This window comes from Tatumella ptyseos ATCC 33301 (assembly GCF_000735525.1).
In the GTDB taxonomy this organism is placed as follows: domain Bacteria; phylum Pseudomonadota; class Gammaproteobacteria; order Enterobacterales; family Enterobacteriaceae; genus Tatumella; species Tatumella ptyseos.
The window spans coordinates 23,162-38,684 of sequence record NZ_JMPR01000040.1 but is presented as its reverse complement, the minus strand read 5'-3'; the positions used below and the strand labels follow the sequence as shown (position 1 = coordinate 38,684).

Sequence of the window (15,523 nt, the reverse complement as noted above, 5' to 3'; positions counted from 1 at the left end):
ATTTGCCTGTTGTGAACCCGCCCGCTCGCCTTTCCCCTCTGTATGACGTCTTCAGGTAATCTTGGTGGTTATCCTGCACATTCCTTCTGCTGGCTGTTTTCATTCCTGAACCGGAACGGGCACTGTTCTCTTTCGCCTCCGGGAGGGAAAGATGAGCCTGATATTTTTTTCCGGTATTACCGTCCTTGCTTTGTCTGTTTTACTTTTCTTACCGGAACTTCCGACCGGAAGCGTACTGTGCGGGATCGCCGTCCTTTCATTCGTGTTGTTACGTAGCGAAGTTCGGATATTGCAGGCACTGGCCTGGCTGGGAGGTATCTTCTGCTGGGGAGTACTGGTGGCACAACAACAAATTAATCAGATCGATAAACTGACCCGAAGGCCGCTGGAGGCTGAAGTCAGGGTCATCACGACAGTACCAGGCCGGCAGCAGATCAGCATAAAAATCGTCTCAGTTTCCGGACAAGCACAGTTTCCGGCGTTACAAGCCCGGGTAACTGTGGGGGACGAGGTGACGGAATTTTGTGCCGGACAGCGGTGGCGGATGCGTTTGAAATTACGCCCGGTTCATGGCCGACTGAATGAGGGGGGATACGATCAGCAACGTGCAGCGTTGGCCGGTTACCGGCCGCTCGGCGGGCGCATCCTGCAAAAAACGGTGATCACGCCGGAATGCAGCCTCAGAGCGGATATTATGGCCGCGGCGGGAGAAGAACTGACCGGTCTGAAGTACGGTGGTGTACTACAGGCACTGCTGTTTGGTGTCCGGGATACGATATCCCCGCAAATTTCGCAACTCTTCCGTGAGACCGGGATTGCTCACCTGATGGCTATCTCGGGTATGCACATTGGCCTGGCTGCGGCATCCGGATGGGGAGTCATGCGGTGTCTTCAGCGGGGGTTACCAGCCCGACTGATTACGCCCTTTCTGCCTGGCATGATCAGCCTGTTACTGGCGGGCTGTTATACCTGGCTCTCCGGGATGCAGGCTCCGGCATTACGGGCCATGCTTGCTATGAGTCTCTGGCAGATCTTTCGTCAGCATTATTTCAATTTCAATAGCTGGCAGATCTGGCTGTTATGTGCAGGGGGCCTGCTGCTCAGTGACCCGATGTTTGTATTATCGGACAGCTTCTGGTTATCAACACTGGCAGTGCTGATGTTACTGGTCTGGTATCGGTGGTTTGCCTTACCCCGGCACTATGCCCGTCATTGGCGCTGGCGAAGCCTGCAGCTATTACATCTGCAGTCGGGGATGTTGTTACTGATGCTGCCGCTACAGGCGTTATTATTTAATGGTACCAGTCTGGTGGCGTTACCGGCAAACCTGATAGCGATTCCGCTGGTCTCTCTGTTTACATTGCCCGTTGCAGGGCTGGCCTTGCTTCTTACACCGACAGGGTTCGCCGGACTTTTCTGGCAATTGGCTGATAAATCTCTCACCCTGTTGGTGATGTTGCTTGAGTCTCCCCCCCCGGGATGGTGGTATGTGACCGATGCTTATTTATGGGGCACGGTGGTCTGGGGTGGCCTGCTCTTTTTTCGTTCTGCCACTTGCTATCATTACCCCTTTCACGGCCTGACATTATTACTCTGTTGCCTGCTTTGGCGCTATCCGCCGCGCAATGAAGAATGGCGAGTAGATATGCTGGATGTCGGGCATGGGCTGGCCGTTGTTATAAGCCAGGGGGATGAGGCGGTAGTTTATGATACCGGGAATCGCTGGCAGCAAAGCAATGCCGGTGAACGCATTATTGTTCCCTGGTTATTAAGGCACGGATTGAAATTGCAGCAAGTCATTATCAGTCATCGTCATCTGGATCACTATGGCGGTCTGAGCGGGATCCTGTCTTACTGGCCGGCAACCCCCGTCAGAACAGCATTGTCCCGCCGCGGACATCTTCGCTGTTTTCGCGGAGATCGCTGGCAGTGGCAGCGACTGAGCTTTACCGTGCTATGGCCTCCTGCTGGCAGCACTAACGGCCAGAATAATGACTCCTGTGTGATTAAAGTCTCTGATGGTTTTTTCAGCCTGTTGCTGACCGGGGATCTTGAACGTCAGGCAGAAATGAAGCTTGTCGCGCTGGAGAAGCAGCACCTGCAGGCAACCTTTCTCCAGGTACCTCATCATGGGAGTAATACCTCGTCATCGCCGGTTCTGCTGAGGTCGGTAAACGGTGAGGTGGCTATGGCGTCTCTTGCCCGTTATAACGCATGGAAAATGCCGTCATTGAAAGTGATTGAGCGTTATCGTAAGGCGGGGTTTCGCTGGTCGGATACCGCGATATCGGGGCAGATCTCGTTGCGGATTTACCAGCGTCATTATCGTATTTCAGAAATGCGCGAAGAAATTTTCCCTCGCTGGTATCATCAGTGGTTTGGTGTAAGGCCTGAATCCAGGTAGAATAACCGGTAATCTCAAACAACGTGAAGAAATAATGCATTCAGATAAAGATCTCTCAACGTGGCAGACATTCCGTCGGCTCTGGCCAATGATTGCTCCGCATAAAGCGGGGCTGGTCGTTTCAGCAATTGCATTGGTCCTTAATGCCGCCGGTGACACCCTAATGTTATCGTTGCTTAAGCCTCTGCTTGATGATGGTTTTGGTAAAGCCGATAAATCCGTTTTAATTTGGATGCCCTTAGCCGTGATTGGCCTGATGCTGATGCGTGGCATCACCAGTTATATCTCAAGTTACTGCATCTCCTGGGTTTCCGGTAATGTGGTCATGCGGATGCGTCGTAGCTTGTTTGCCCATATGATGGGAATGCCGGTGGCCTTCTTTGACCAGCAGTCAACCGGGACCTTGCTTTCCCGGATCACCTATGACTCTGAGCAGGTAGCTTCTTCCTCTTCCAGTGCGCTGGTGACTGTTGTCAGGGAAGGGGCCTCGATTATCGGCCTGTTTATTATGATGTTCTATTATAGCTGGCAGCTATCGTTGATCCTTATCGTGTTGGCTCCGATTGTTTCTTTTGCCATCCGCTTAGTGTCTAAACGGTTCCGTAATATCAGTAAGACAATGCAGAACACGATGGGGCAGGTGACCACCAGTGCTGAGCAAATGCTCAAAGGACACAAAGAAGTATTGATCTTTGGTGGCCAGGAAATTGAGACCAAACGCTTCGATGTGGTCAGTAACCGTATGCGACAGCAGGGAATGAAGCTGGTTTCAGCCTCTTCTATTTCAGACCCGATTATTCAGCTGATTGCGTCCCTGGCGCTGGCCTTTATTCTGTATGCGGCCAGTTTCCCTGAGGTGATGGATACACTGACCGCCGGGACGATTACTGTCGTCTTCTCATCAATGATTGCACTGATGCGCCCGTTAAAGTCGCTGACGAATGTCAATGCGCAGTTCCAGCGCGGGATGGCTGCCTGTCAGACCTTATTCACCATTCTGGACTCAGAGCAGGAAACAGACACAGGTACCCGGGTTGTCTCCCGTGCCCGTGGAGACATTGCTTTCCGCAATGTGACTTTCTGTTACCCTGGCCGGGATATTCCGGCGTTACATAATATCTCCATGGAACTGCCCGCCGGTAAAACGGTTGCCCTGGTGGGACGCTCTGGTTCGGGTAAATCGACCATTGCCAGTCTGCTGACCCGTTTTTACGATATTCAGTCCGGTGAGATTATTCTGGATGGCCATGATCTGAAAGAATACACCTTGCAGTCATTACGTAATCAGGTAGCGCTGGTGTCTCAGAACGTGCATCTGTTCAATGACACTATTGCCAATAACATCGCGTATGCCCGTGAGTCTGAATACAGTCGTGCAGATGTCGAACGTGTTGCAAAAATGGCCCATGCCATGGACTTTATCAGTAAAATGGAACATGGCCTGGATACCGTGATCGGTGAGAACGGGGTCCTTTTATCCGGTGGTCAGCGCCAGCGTATTGCTATCGCCAGGGCGTTACTGCGCGATTGCCCCATTCTTATTCTGGATGAAGCAACTTCTGCGCTTGATACCGAATCTGAACGCGCGATCCAGTCGGCTCTGGATGAACTGCAGAAAAACAGAACATCCCTGGTGATTGCTCACCGCTTGTCGACTATCGAAAAAGCGGATGAGATCGTGGTTGTCGAAGACGGGCGGATTATCGAACGTGGTTCTCATGCAGAATTGCTGGAGAAACGCGGTGCCTATGCCCAGCTTCACAGTATGCAGTTCGGGCAATGATTGAGCGCCTCTGGAGCGGAAAGTCAGGAGGGTGGCGACTCCTTCTGCCATTCTCTTTGCTGTATGGTGCTATTACGGCCATTATCCGCTGGAGCTATCGTCGTGGCTGGCGCAAAAGCTGGCGGGCGCCTGTTCCTGTGGTTGTGGTAGGTAACCTGACCGCCGGAGGCAATGGTAAAACACCGGTGGTTATCTGGCTGGTGGAACAACTCAGAGCCAGGGGAATTTCCGCGGGGGTTGTTTCCCGCGGATATGGCGGCAAAGCCGAACGTTATCCTCTGGTTCTGAAAGACACGACCACCACGGCGGAAGCCGGGGATGAGCCGGTGCTGATTTATCAGCGTACCGGGGTGCCTGTCGCTGTCGCCCCGCGGCGATCAGATGCTGTTGCGGCTCTGCTGGGATCCTCGCCGGTCGAGGTGATTATTACTGACGATGGCTTACAGCATTACGCGCTGGCCCGCGACCTTGAAGTCGTAGTGGTTGATGGTGTGCGACGGTTCGGGAATGGCTGGTGGCTGCCGGCCGGTCCGATGAGAGAGCGCACATCACGTCTGAAGGAAGTGGACGCGGTGGTGACAAACGGGGGAGAAGCTCATGCCGGTGAAATTGCCATGCAGCTGGTCTCCGGGGAGGCCGTCAATCTGCTGAGCGGTGAAACCCGGCCACTGTCAGCCTTGACCGATATTGTGGCGATGGCGGGTATTGGTCATCCTCCCCGTTTCTTTTCTACACTGAAATCCCGCGGAGTGACCCCGGTGGCAGAAATTGCTTTCGCTGACCATCATGCGTATTCGGCGCAGGAACTTGAGGTATTGCTTTCCGGCGCTCAGCAACTGCTGATGACCGAGAAAGATGCGGTGAAATGCCGCCAGTTTGCCCGGGCCAACTGGTGGTATTTGCCGGTGACTGCGCAACTGAGCGGAGAAGCCGCATCGGTATTACTGGATAAAATAGTTCACCTTAGCCAGCCACAATAATACCCCGTTAGCGATCCCCGGATCCCGTTCCCTGACAGAGGCCTGATGGCCTCTGTTTTCTTTTTCCGGCTATGACAAATCATGTTTCCTCCCGGGCGGCTGTGATATGCTATCACTCTGTACCCGCGGTCCGTGATGGAGGAAATATGGATCACCGTTTACTCGAAATAGTGGCATGCCCGGTCTGCAATGGTAAATTGCAGTATAATCAGCAACAGCAGGAACTGATCTGTAAACCTGATGGCTTAGCCTATCCGGTGCGTGATGGTATTCCCGTTTTACTGGAAAATGAATCCCGTCCATTGACAGCGGATGAGAGCCTGTCATGAGTTTTGTGGTCATCATTCCTGCCCGATATGCCTCTACACGCCTGCCCGGAAAACCGCTGGTTGATATCAATGGCCTGCCGATGGTTGTCCACGTACTAAATAAGGCGCTGGCCTCCGGGGCAGACCGTGTGATTGTGGCGACCGATCATCCGGCAGTGGCTGAGGCAGTCACGGCAGCGGGTGGTGAAGTCTGTATGACCCGTGAAGATCATAACTCAGGCACTGAGCGTCTGGCCGAGGTTATTGATGCCTGCCAGCTGGCCGACGATACCATTATTGTGAATGTGCAGGGTGATGAGCCCCTGGTTCCGCCGGCGATCATTCGGCAGGTAGCTGAAAACCTTTCGCAGGCCAGTTCCGGAATGGCGACCCTGGCGGTTCCTGTGACCGAAGCGGAAGAAGCCTTTAACCCGAACGCAGTCAAAGTGGTGACCGATCATCAGGGATATGCACTGTATTTCTCTCGTGCAACTATCCCCTGGGATCGTGAACGCTATGCAGCCTCACGCGATACCATTGGGGACACCTTATTAAGGCATATTGGTATTTATGCGTATCGTGCCGGGTTTATCCGTCGTTATATCCGCTGGCAGCCCTGCGCGCTGGAGCAGATTGAATTGCTGGAGCAGCTAAGAGTGCTCTGGTACGGTGAAAAAATACATGTGGATGTCGCGCTGGAAACACCACAAGTGGGTGTAGACACACAGGCTGATCTTGAGCGTGTGCGTGAGATCCTTGCAGAACAGCAATAACTTCCAGTCCGGCCGGTAAGGGAAAGGCTGACGAAATGTCCCTGATAGCGGGCCGCGTGATGCAGCTTATCAGGAGGAAAAATGGAACTGTTAAAGGCTGAACTCAGCCTTATCCTCGGGGAATCGATCAGCAGAATTGAGACGCTTCATTGCCAGGCACAATCCTGTCTGTATGCTATTTATGACAGGGCCGGGCATGCGATGCCGATGGCCGTACGCTGTTTTTCCCAGCCAGGCATGGCCGAACAGGAAGCCAGAAAACTGATGCTATTGCGTCAGAAAGGGACAATCCATCTCCCCGTCGTCTATGGTGTTGTGGTCAGTGAACGGCTGCCGTTTCATGAATTACTGCTGGTGGGGCGCATCGGAGGCATCTCTGCTGAAGCCCCGGCCCATTCGGCTGAACAATGGCAAACATTGGCACAGCAAATTACGGAAGGGCTGGGAGCGTGGCACTCACACTCTGCTGACGGGATGAGTGGCTATGTCGACAGCACTCAGAAAATCAGCTGGTCCGACTGGTATTTTCAACACACCTCAGTGCTCCTTGCGCTGCTGCGGCAGAAACATCAAACGGTGATTTCTTCAGACGACCAGCAACTGCTGTCCCGGAGCCAGCTCTGCCATGCCACATTATTTGCTGATCTTAACGCACCGAATGTGATGGTGCATGGCAATCTGACCCTGAACACCATCCTTAAAGATCCGCACACCGGTCATTTGCTGGCGATGGTTCAACCCGGAAGAATGCTCTGGGCTCCGGCAGAGTATGAACTTTTTCGCTTGCAGAATTCGCCACAGGAACAGAGCCTGTTACAGTGTTATCTGAAAAAATACGGTGTTGATGAAGGCTTTATATGGCGGTGTTCGCTCTATCGCCTCTGGGACCAGGTGGATCATTTAATTCATAATCGTCCGTTTTCGACGGAGTTATATCGTCAGGCCAGGGACAGCCTTCTTCCCTGGCTCGAATAACAACCGCAGGCGTGGCTAGTCTGTCAGGCGCTGCCACCCCCGACCCAGCGTTTCATACCATGCTCTCTCGCTGTGAGACAGCCAGAGCGGAGAAGGGGTTAATTCCTCCCAAAAATTCAGGGGGCTGGTGATCGCCATCTGATTCGCCGGTGCAGGGACTGGCGTTAATCCTTCCCTGAGGAAGAACTGCATCGCTCTTGGCAGATGATTAGCGGACGTGACCAGGATCAGAGGGTGATTTCCGATAAGCTGCCGGACTGCCGCCGCTTCTTCAGCGGTGTCTCTGGGCTTATCCAGTTGAATGATATCCTGTGCCGGGACCCCCAGTGACTCAGCGACTTCTGCAGCCACACTGGCATTACTGCGCGGATTTCCCTCAGCTCTGGCTCCGGTAAAGATCATCTTCGCTCCCGGAGAAAGGCGCCACAACCGGACACCTTCGGTCACCCGCGGCAGACTGTTGCCAATCAGATTCGACCCGGGAGCCCAGTGAGGATTGTAGGTATATCCGCCCCCCAGAACGACGATATAGTCACCGGGGCGTCCGTCCCGCAGTGTCGGATACTGTGACTCCAGTGGCGCGAGTAAGTGATCGGCGACAGGTTGCAGGCTTAGCAGTAATAAAATCACCCAACTGGCGGAAAGTAATGTCCGGGCGGTTTTTTGCCAGTGAGTAAACCATAATAATAAAAGCGCCAGCCCCATGCAGATGAGAAGCAGCGGCAGGGGTAGCAGCATTCCCCCGATCACTTTTTTAAGCATAAAAAGCATAAATATCACCAGTTTTGTCTGAAAAAACAGCAGCCGGTAGCAATATAAAGGATGAAAGATTCATTCTTACAAGACCTGTGACAAAATAGCATATTTCTTACGTGACCCATCCGGAGCTTTTGTCATGAAGGATCGTAATTTCGATGATCTTGCGGAGAAGTTTTCTCAAAATATTTATGGCACTGCGAAAGGGCAGATCCGCCAGGCAATTCTTCGCGATGAACTCGATGAGATTTTACCGACCCTTCCTGCGGGCCCGTTGTCGATAGTCGATGCCGGGGGCGGGATGGGACAAATCTCCAGCGGACTGGCCGCCAGCGGTCACCATGTCCTGCTGGGGGACGTGTCCGGAAAGATGCTGGAGCGGGCAGAAGAAAATGCTCAGCGTCTGGGCGTTAGCGGTAACATGGTTTTTAAACAAATGCGGGTACAGGATATTGCAGACCATTTGGATAAACCTGCGGATCTGGTATTGTTTCATGCTGTACTTGAATGGGTTGCTGAACCCGAAACGGCGCTGAAGGCAATCTATGATGTGCTGACCCCCGGCGGGGTGTTATCGCTGATGTTTTATAACCAGAATGGTCTGGTGATGCAGAACCTGACATTGGGGAATTTTGGCTATTTACGGGCAGATATGAAAAAACGTAAAAAACGGACACTCTCTCCGGACTATCCCCGTGACCCCGTACAGGTGTATCACTGGTTAACCGAATGCGGATTTATTATTGAACAACGGGCAGGGATCCGTGTGTTCAGTGATTTTATTCGTGATATGCCCCCCAGTGCTAATGGCTTTGACGGGATCCTTGAAATGGAAAGACGCTTCAGCCGGCAGGAACCTTTCCTGAGTCTGGGGCGCTATATTCACGTCACTGCGCGCAAACCACTGCAGAAGGATCAATTATGAGTGATTTCTCCCAGACGATCCCGGAACTGGTCTCCTGGGCCCGTAAAAGCGATTTTTCAATTTCGCTGCCTACGGAGCGTCTGGCTTTCCTGCTGACAATCGCGACATTAAATGGCGAACGGATGGATGGTGAGTTGAGCGAAGGCGAACTGATCGACGGTTTCCGTCATGTCAGTAAAGCCTTTGAACAAACCAAAGAAACCGTTCAGGCCAGAGCGAATAACGCTATTAATGACATGGTCCGCCAGCGGCTGTTAAACCGTTTCACCAGCGAACAGGCAGACGGCCACGCAATTTACCGTCTGACCCCACTGGGTATCGGTATTACTGACTATTATATCCGGCAACGTGAGTTTTCAACGTTACGATTGTCGATGCAGCTCTCTATCGTCGCCAATGAACTCAAGCGGGCTGCGGATGCGGCCGAAGAAAATGGGGATGAATTCCACTGGCATAGGAATGTTTTTGCTCCGCTGAAATACTCTGTTGCGGAAATCTTTGACAGTATTGACCTGACACAGCGCTCGATGGATGAACAGCAGCAGGGCGTAAAGGAAGATATTGCGGCATTGCTGAATAAAGACTGGCGGGCGGCCATATCCAGTTGTGAACTCCTGTTGTCTGAAACCTCCGGTATTCTGCGCGAATTGCAGGATACGCTGGAAGCTGCGGGCGATAAGTTACAAGCAAACCTGTTGCGGATCCAGGATGCGACGCTGAACAGCCCGGATCTGGGTTTTGTGGATAAACTGGTGTTTGATCTGCAAAACAAACTGGACCGTATCACCAGTTGGGGTCAGCAGGCGATCGATCTCTGGATTGGATATGATCGGCACGTTCATAAATTTATTCGTACGGCGATTGATATGGACAAAAATCGCGTATTTGCCCAGCGACTCAGACAATCGATACAAGGCTATTTTGATGCGCCATGGGGGCTGAGCTATGCCAGCGCCGATCGTTTATTTGATACCCGTGAAGATGAACTGATCTTACGCAATGATGAAGTTACCGGCGAACTGCCGAATGAACTTGAATTTGAAGAGTTCAATGAGATCAGGGAACAACTGATAGCCATGATTGAAGAAGCCTTACGTGTCTACAAGGAACAGGCGATACCGCTGAATCTGGCGACCGTTATGCGGGACTATCTGGCTCAGTATCCACGGGCGCGACATTTTGATTTAGCCAGAATTATTATCGATCAGGCAGTCAGTCTGGGCGTTTCTGAAGCCGACTTAGCAGGGTTACCTGCGCAGTGGCAGTCTATTAATGATTACGGAGCCAAGGTGCAGGCACATGTCATTGACAAATATTGAACAAGTGATGCCGCTTAAGCTGGCACAGGCACTGGCAAACCCGGTTTTTCCCGCGCTGGATAGCCAGTTACGGGCCGGGCGTCATATCGGATTCGAAGAATTAGATAATCATGCCTTCCTGATGGATTTTCAGGCAGAACTGGAAGAATTTTATGCCCGGTACCACGTGGAATTAGTCCGTGCCCCGGAAGGTTTTTTCTATCTGCGTCCGCGCTCTACCACCCTGATTGCCCGCTCAGTGTTGTCTGAGCTGGATATGATGGTTGGTAAAATTTTGTGCTACCTCTACCTGAGCCCGGAACGGCTGGCGAATGAGGGTATTTTTACCCAGCAGGAACTTTACGATGAGTTGCTGGCACTGGCAGACGAAAGCAAACTGCTTCGCTTTGTGAACCAGCGGTCGACCGGGTCTGATCTGGATCGTACGCGACTGCAGGAGAAGGTCAGGGCTTCCCTGAACCGCCTCCGCCGGTTGGGAATGGTCTGGTTCATGGGGAGTGACAACTCTAAATTTCGCATTATGGAGTCAGTGTTCCGCTTTGGTGCTGAAGTTCGCAGCGGTGATGAACCCCGTGAAGCCCAATTGCGTTTAATCCGTGACGGTGAAGCCGTATCTCTGGAGAAGACGGAGACAGCAGACGTTCCGGTAAGCAGCACGGAGGCAGAAAATGAGCAGTTCAGTGAAGATTCCGCAGAACGCGGGGAGGATGACGAGGAATGATTGAACGTGGAAAGTTTCGATCGCTGACATTGATTAACTGGAACGGTTTTTTTGCCCGTACCTTTGATCTCGATAATATGGTAACCACGTTATCCGGCGGTAATGGTGCAGGTAAATCCACCACTATGGCAGCATTTGTGACCGCGTTAATTCCGGACCTGACCCTGCTGCACTTCCGTAATACCACCGAAGCGGGGGCCACCAGTGGCTCCCGTGATAAAGGCCTGCACGGAAAACTGCGGGCCGGTGTCTGCTATTCCATCCTGGATGTGATCAACTCACGCGGGCAGCGGGTCATTGCCGGCGTGCGCCTGCAGCAGGTGACCGGCCGTGATAAGAAAGTCGATATCCGGCCTTTCAGCCTGCACGATGTGCCGCCAGAGTTAAACCCGACAGAGTTGCTGACCGAGGTGGTTAACTCACGTCAGGCAAAAGTATTGTCGCTGAACGAAGTGAAAGAGCGCCTGGAGTTGCAGGAAGAGATCACCTTCCGTCAGTATAACTCGGTGACCGACTATCACAGCATGATGTTCGAGCAAGGTATCGTTGCCCGCCGTCTGCGCACCCAGGGTGACCGCAGTAAATTCTATCGTCTGCTTGAAGCCTCGTTATATGGCGGTATTTCCAGTGCCATCACCCGCTCACTACGTGATTATCTGTTACCTGAAAACGGTGGTGTGCGTAAGGCTTTCCAGGACATGGAAGCCGCATTACGTGAAAACAGGATGACGCTCGAAGCTATACGGGTGACTCAGTCTGATCGTAATTTGTTTAAACACCTGATCACTGAAGCGACCGATTATGTGGCCGCCGATTATATGCGTCATGCCAATGAGCGACGTACTCATCTCGATGGTGCGCTGTTACTGCGTAATGAGTTATTTACCGGCCGTCAGGAACTGGCAAGCGGGCAGTACCGTCATGTGGAAATGGCGCGTGAACTTGCCGAACTGTCCGGCTCAGAGAAAGAATCTGAAGCGGAATATCAGGCCGCCAGTGATCATCTCAACCTGGTTCAGACGGCTGTTCGTCAGCAGGAAAAGATCACTCGCTATGAAGGCGAACTGGAGGAACTCAGTTATCGCCTGGAAGAGCAGCAGGAAGTGGTGGCTGAAGCCGAAGAGATCCATGAAGATAACCAGCAGCGCGCAGAAGATGCTGAACTGGAAGTGGATGAGCTGAAGAGCCAGTTAGCGGATTTCCAGCAGGCCCTGGATGTTCAGCAAACCCGTGCGATCCAGTACCAGCAAGCCATTCAGGCATTGCAGCGTGCCCGTGAGCTGTGCGGAATTTCCGATCTTTCCCTGGAGAATGCCGAAGAGTGGCAGCAGCGCTTCAGCGCCAGAGAAGAAGAAGCGACAGAGCTGTTACTGACGCTGGAACAGAAACTGAGTGTTGCTGATGCGGCGCATAGTCAGTTCGAGCAGGCACTGGCACTGGTCAATCAAATTGCCGGCCCGGTCGGGCGTCATGAAGCCTGGCAAACCGGTCGTGAAATCATTCGCGACGCCGCGAATCAGCGCCATTATGCCGATGAATTATCTTCCCTGCGGTTACGCCTTTCTGAACTGGAGCAACGTTTACGCGAACAGCATGACGCGGAGCGTTTACTGGCTGAATTTTGTAAAAGTCAGGGGCGTCAGTACGATGCCGATGCTCTGGAAGGCCTGCACCGCGAACTGGAAGCGCAGATTGAATCGCTGTCCGACCGGGTGGCTGACGCCGGAGAACACCGTCTGACCTTGCGTCAGACGCTGAGCCAGATCCGTGAAAAGATCACGTTACTGACCAGCAAAGCACCACACTGGCTGGCCGCTCAGGAAATTCTGACTCAGCTCAGCGAGCAGACCGGCCAGGCGCTGACCAGCAGTCAGCAGGTGACCGGTTACATGCAGCAACTGCTGGAGAAAGAGCGTGAAACGACGGTCGAACGTGATGCCATTGCTGCCCGTAAGCGTGACGCGGAACAACAAATTGAGCGCCTTAGCCAGCCAGGCGGTGCAGAAGATGCCCGACTGACACAGCTGGCTGAACGTTTCGGCGGTGTGTTGCTTTCTGAAATCTATGACGATGTTACCCTGGATGATGCGCCGTACTTTTCGGCACTCTACGGGCCATCCCGTCATGCGATTGTCGTCCCTGATCTCTCGCTGATCCAGGAACAACTGGACGGACTCGAAGATTGTCCGGAAGATTTGTACCTTATCGAAGGGGATCCGCAATCATTTGATGACAGTGTCTTCAGCGCGGATGAGCTTGACGGCGCTGTCATTGTGAAAGTGGCCGACCGTCAATGGCGTTATTCCCGTTTCCCGAAAGTTCCGCTTTTTGGCCGGGCTGCGCGCGAAAATCAGCTGGAACTATTGTACAACGAGCGGGATAAGCTGGCTGAAACCTATGCAACGTTGTCGTTTGATGTTCAGAAAACTCAGCGGTTACATCAGTCGTTCAGCCGCTTTATCGGCAGCCATCTGGCCATTGCCTTTGAGCAGGATCCGGAACAGCAGATCCGCGAACTGAATGCACGTCGTCTGGATGTTGAACGCGCACTGAGTCAGCATGAAAGTGAGACGGTTCAGCAGCGTCAGCAGTATGAATCGGCGAAAGACGGGGTGGCAAAACTTAACCGGCTTCTTCCGCGGGTCAGCCTGTTGATGGACGAAACGCTGGCAGATCGTTATGAAGAGATCCGCGAGCAGGTGGAAGAAGCGCAGGAAGCTTCCCGGTTCCTGCATCAGCACGGTGTACGGATTAACAAACTTGAGTCAATGTTATCGGTGCTGCAAAACGATCCGCAGCAGCACGAACAACTGCAGGCCGATTATCAGACCGCACAACGAAAGCAGCGTGAATACAGTCAGCAGTCGTTCGCACTGACCGAAGTTATTCAGCGCCGCGCTCACTTTAGCTACTCTGATTCCGGCAGCATGGTGGACGGCAACAGTGATCTGAGTAATAAACTGCGTAAGCAACTGGAACAGGCAGAAGGTGAACGAGCGCATGCCCGCGAAAGGCTGCGTGAGCATCAGGCGATGCTGACCCAATATACTCAGGTGCTGGCATCGCTCAAAAGTTCTTACGAAGCGAAACAGGACATGCTGAAAGAGCTGCACCTTGAAATGCAGGCGATCGGTGTGACTGCAGATGTACGTGCAGAAGAACGGGCAAAATCACGCCGTGATGAGCTTTATGAGTCACTGAGCCGTAACCGCACCCGCAGTAATCAGCTTGAAAAGCAGATTTCTTTCTGTGAAGCAGAGATGGATGCACTGCAGAAGCGCCTGCGTAAACTTGAGCGGGATTATGCTCAGCAGCGTGAACAGGTCGTACGAGCGAAGGCCGGATGGTGCACTGTGATGCGTCTGGTGAAGGATAACGGTATCGAGCGCCGCCTGCATCGCCGAGAACTGGCCTATCTGGGCGGTGATGAATTACGTTCTATGTCGGATAAGGCGCTGGGGGCGTTACGTCTGGCGGTAGCGGATAATGAACATCTGCGCGATGTACTGAGGTTATCTGAAGATCCGAAATACCCTGAACGTAAGATCCGTTTCTTTATCGCGGTTTACCAGCATCTGCGTGAGCGTATCCGACAGGATATCATCCGTACCGATGACCCGGTGGAAGCCATTGAGCAGATGGAAATTGAACTGAACCGTCTGACAGAAGAACTGACAGCCCGTGAGAAGCATCTGGCGATCAGTTCACGGAGTGCGGCAAATATTCTGCGTAAAACCATCCAGCGTGAGCAGAACCGTATCCGTCAGCTCAACCAGGGGCTACAGGGTGTCAGTTTTGGTCAGGTCAACAGTGTGCGCCTGAACGTGAATGTGCGTGAAGCTCACTCCGTATTACTGGAAACGCTGGCGAATGATCATGAACAGCACCAGGATCTGTTTAACAGCCAGCGTCTGACTTTCTCAGAAGCACTGGCCAAACTGTATCAGCGTCTGAACCCGCAGATTGATATGGGACAACGGACACCACAGGTGATTGGTGAAGAACTGCTGGATTACCGTAACTATCTGGAAATGGAAGTTGAGGTGAACCGTGGATCAGATGGCTGGCTACGTGCAGAAAGCGGTGCGCTGTCCACCGGGGAAGCTATCGGTACCGGGATGTCCATCCTGGTAATGGTAGTGCAGAGCTGGGAAGAGGAGTCCCGTCGTCTGCGTGGTAAGGATATTTCCCCTTGCCGCTTGCTGTTCCTGGATGAAGCAGCCCGACTGGATGGCCGCTCGATAGCTACTCTGTTCGAGCTGTGCGAACGTCTGGATATGCAGCTGGTGATCGCCGCACCGGAAAATATCAGTCCGGAGAAAGGCACCACGTATAAACTGGTTCGTAAAGTGGTGAATAACACCGAGCACGTTCATGTTGTCGGCTTGCGGGGATTTGTTCCCGAGCCTTCCGTAAGTGCATCATCGGGCGACCCGGCACCTCAACACTGAGTATCGAAAGTCCGGTAAATAAATGACATAAAACGGTATTTGTTTTTCAGCAAATACCGTTTTATTGTTTTAGTGCTGCTTATTCGTGTAAAGAAGAAAAATCCGGGCTAATGTAATTATTACGATAA

General features: G+C 52.7%; 11 protein-coding genes. 10 read left to right on the top strand and 1 reads right to left on the bottom strand.

What is annotated here, in order from left to right:
- The first annotated feature begins 151 nt into the window (after positions 1-151).
- The 6 genes from GTPT_RS13205 to GTPT_RS13180 all read left to right on the top strand — a co-directional run bounded on the left by GTPT_RS13205 (position 152) and on the right by GTPT_RS13180 (position 7,223).
- A complete protein-coding gene (locus GTPT_RS13205) occupies positions 152-2,404 on the top strand; it encodes a DNA internalization-related competence protein ComEC/Rec2 (protein ID WP_029991129.1) in 2,253 nt (750 codons plus the stop codon).
- 34 nt (positions 2,405-2,438) lie between these two features.
- On the top strand, positions 2,439-4,187 hold the full coding sequence (msbA, locus tag GTPT_RS13200; protein ID WP_025902846.1) for a lipid A ABC transporter ATP-binding protein/permease MsbA: 1,749 nt from the start codon (positions 2,439-2,441) through the stop codon (positions 4,185-4,187).
- Entirely contained in the window at positions 4,184-5,167 is a 984-nt protein-coding gene (lpxK, locus tag GTPT_RS13195; RefSeq protein ID WP_025902845.1) for a tetraacyldisaccharide 4'-kinase, read from the top strand. Before msbA ends, lpxK begins: the two co-directional genes overlap by 4 nt.
- Positions 5,168-5,313: 146 nt before the next feature.
- Positions 5,314-5,496: a Trm112 family protein gene (locus tag GTPT_RS13190; protein WP_025902844.1), complete on the top strand. Its 183-nt coding sequence runs from the start codon at positions 5,314-5,316 to the stop codon at positions 5,494-5,496.
- The gene (gene kdsB, locus GTPT_RS13185) at positions 5,493-6,248 is read left to right on the top strand and encodes a 3-deoxy-manno-octulosonate cytidylyltransferase (protein WP_025902843.1); all 756 of its coding nucleotides are present in this window, start codon (positions 5,493-5,495) and stop codon (positions 6,246-6,248) included. Before GTPT_RS13190 ends, kdsB begins: the two co-directional genes overlap by 4 nt.
- An 81-nt stretch (positions 6,249-6,329) precedes the next feature.
- Entirely contained in the window at positions 6,330-7,223 is an 894-nt protein-coding gene (locus GTPT_RS13180) for a phosphotransferase (protein ID WP_025902842.1), read from the top strand.
- A gap of 15 nt (positions 7,224-7,238) precedes the next feature.
- On the opposite strand, the gene elyC is transcribed toward GTPT_RS13180, so the two are convergent.
- Positions 7,239-7,994, bottom strand: a complete 756-nt coding sequence (gene elyC / locus GTPT_RS13175) for an envelope biogenesis factor ElyC (protein WP_029991128.1) — start codon at positions 7,992-7,994, stop codon at positions 7,239-7,241.
- Positions 7,995-8,118: 124 nt separating this feature from the next.
- Here elyC and cmoM point away from each other — a divergent pair, with 124 nt between their 5' ends.
- From cmoM to mukB, 4 genes are read left to right on the top strand one after another with little or no spacing between them, the layout of a single operon-like run.
- Positions 8,119-8,904, top strand: coding sequence for a tRNA uridine 5-oxyacetic acid(34) methyltransferase CmoM (cmoM, locus tag GTPT_RS13170; RefSeq protein WP_029991127.1), 786 nt, complete (start codon positions 8,119-8,121; stop codon positions 8,902-8,904).
- Complete coding sequence (gene mukF, locus GTPT_RS13165; protein ID WP_025902840.1) at positions 8,901-10,223, top strand: chromosome partition protein MukF; 1,323 nt, start codon at positions 8,901-8,903, stop codon at positions 10,221-10,223. Before cmoM ends, mukF begins: the two co-directional genes overlap by 4 nt.
- Positions 10,204-10,944, top strand: coding sequence for a chromosome partition protein MukE (gene mukE / locus GTPT_RS13160; RefSeq protein WP_025902839.1), 741 nt, complete (start codon positions 10,204-10,206; stop codon positions 10,942-10,944). Before mukF ends, mukE begins: the two co-directional genes overlap by 20 nt.
- Positions 10,941-15,395: a chromosome partition protein MukB gene (gene mukB, locus GTPT_RS13155; RefSeq protein ID WP_029991126.1), complete on the top strand. Its 4,455-nt coding sequence runs from the start codon at positions 10,941-10,943 to the stop codon at positions 15,393-15,395. The genes mukE and mukB overlap by 4 nt, the downstream gene beginning before the upstream one ends.
- The last annotated feature ends 128 nt before the right edge of the window (positions 15,396-15,523 follow it).

Excerpts from the sequence above, each read along its gene's own strand:
- mukF (WP_025902840.1), top strand. The coding sequence starts at position 8,901 with ATGAGTGATTTCTCCCAGACGATCCCGGAACTGGTCTCCTGGGCCCGT.
- GTPT_RS13190 (WP_025902844.1), top strand. The coding sequence starts at position 5,314 with ATGGATCACCGTTTACTCGAAATAGTGGCATGCCCGGTCTGCAATGGT.
- mukE (WP_025902839.1), top strand. The coding sequence starts at position 10,204 with ATGTCATTGACAAATATTGAACAAGTGATGCCGCTTAAGCTGGCACAG.
- mukB (WP_029991126.1), top strand. The coding sequence starts at position 10,941 with ATGATTGAACGTGGAAAGTTTCGATCGCTGACATTGATTAACTGGAAC.
- cmoM (WP_029991127.1), top strand. The coding sequence starts at position 8,119 with ATGAAGGATCGTAATTTCGATGATCTTGCGGAGAAGTTTTCTCAAAAT.
- msbA (WP_025902846.1), top strand. The coding sequence starts at position 2,439 with ATGCATTCAGATAAAGATCTCTCAACGTGGCAGACATTCCGTCGGCTC.
- kdsB (WP_025902843.1), top strand. The coding sequence starts at position 5,493 with ATGAGTTTTGTGGTCATCATTCCTGCCCGATATGCCTCTACACGCCTG.
- lpxK (WP_025902845.1), top strand. The coding sequence starts at position 4,184 with ATGATTGAGCGCCTCTGGAGCGGAAAGTCAGGAGGGTGGCGACTCCTT.
- GTPT_RS13180 (WP_025902842.1), top strand. The coding sequence starts at position 6,330 with ATGGAACTGTTAAAGGCTGAACTCAGCCTTATCCTCGGGGAATCGATC.
- elyC (WP_029991128.1), bottom strand. The coding sequence starts at position 7,994 with ATGCTTTTTATGCTTAAAAAAGTGATCGGGGGAATGCTGCTACCCCTG.
- GTPT_RS13205 (WP_029991129.1), top strand. The coding sequence starts at position 152 with ATGAGCCTGATATTTTTTTCCGGTATTACCGTCCTTGCTTTGTCTGTT.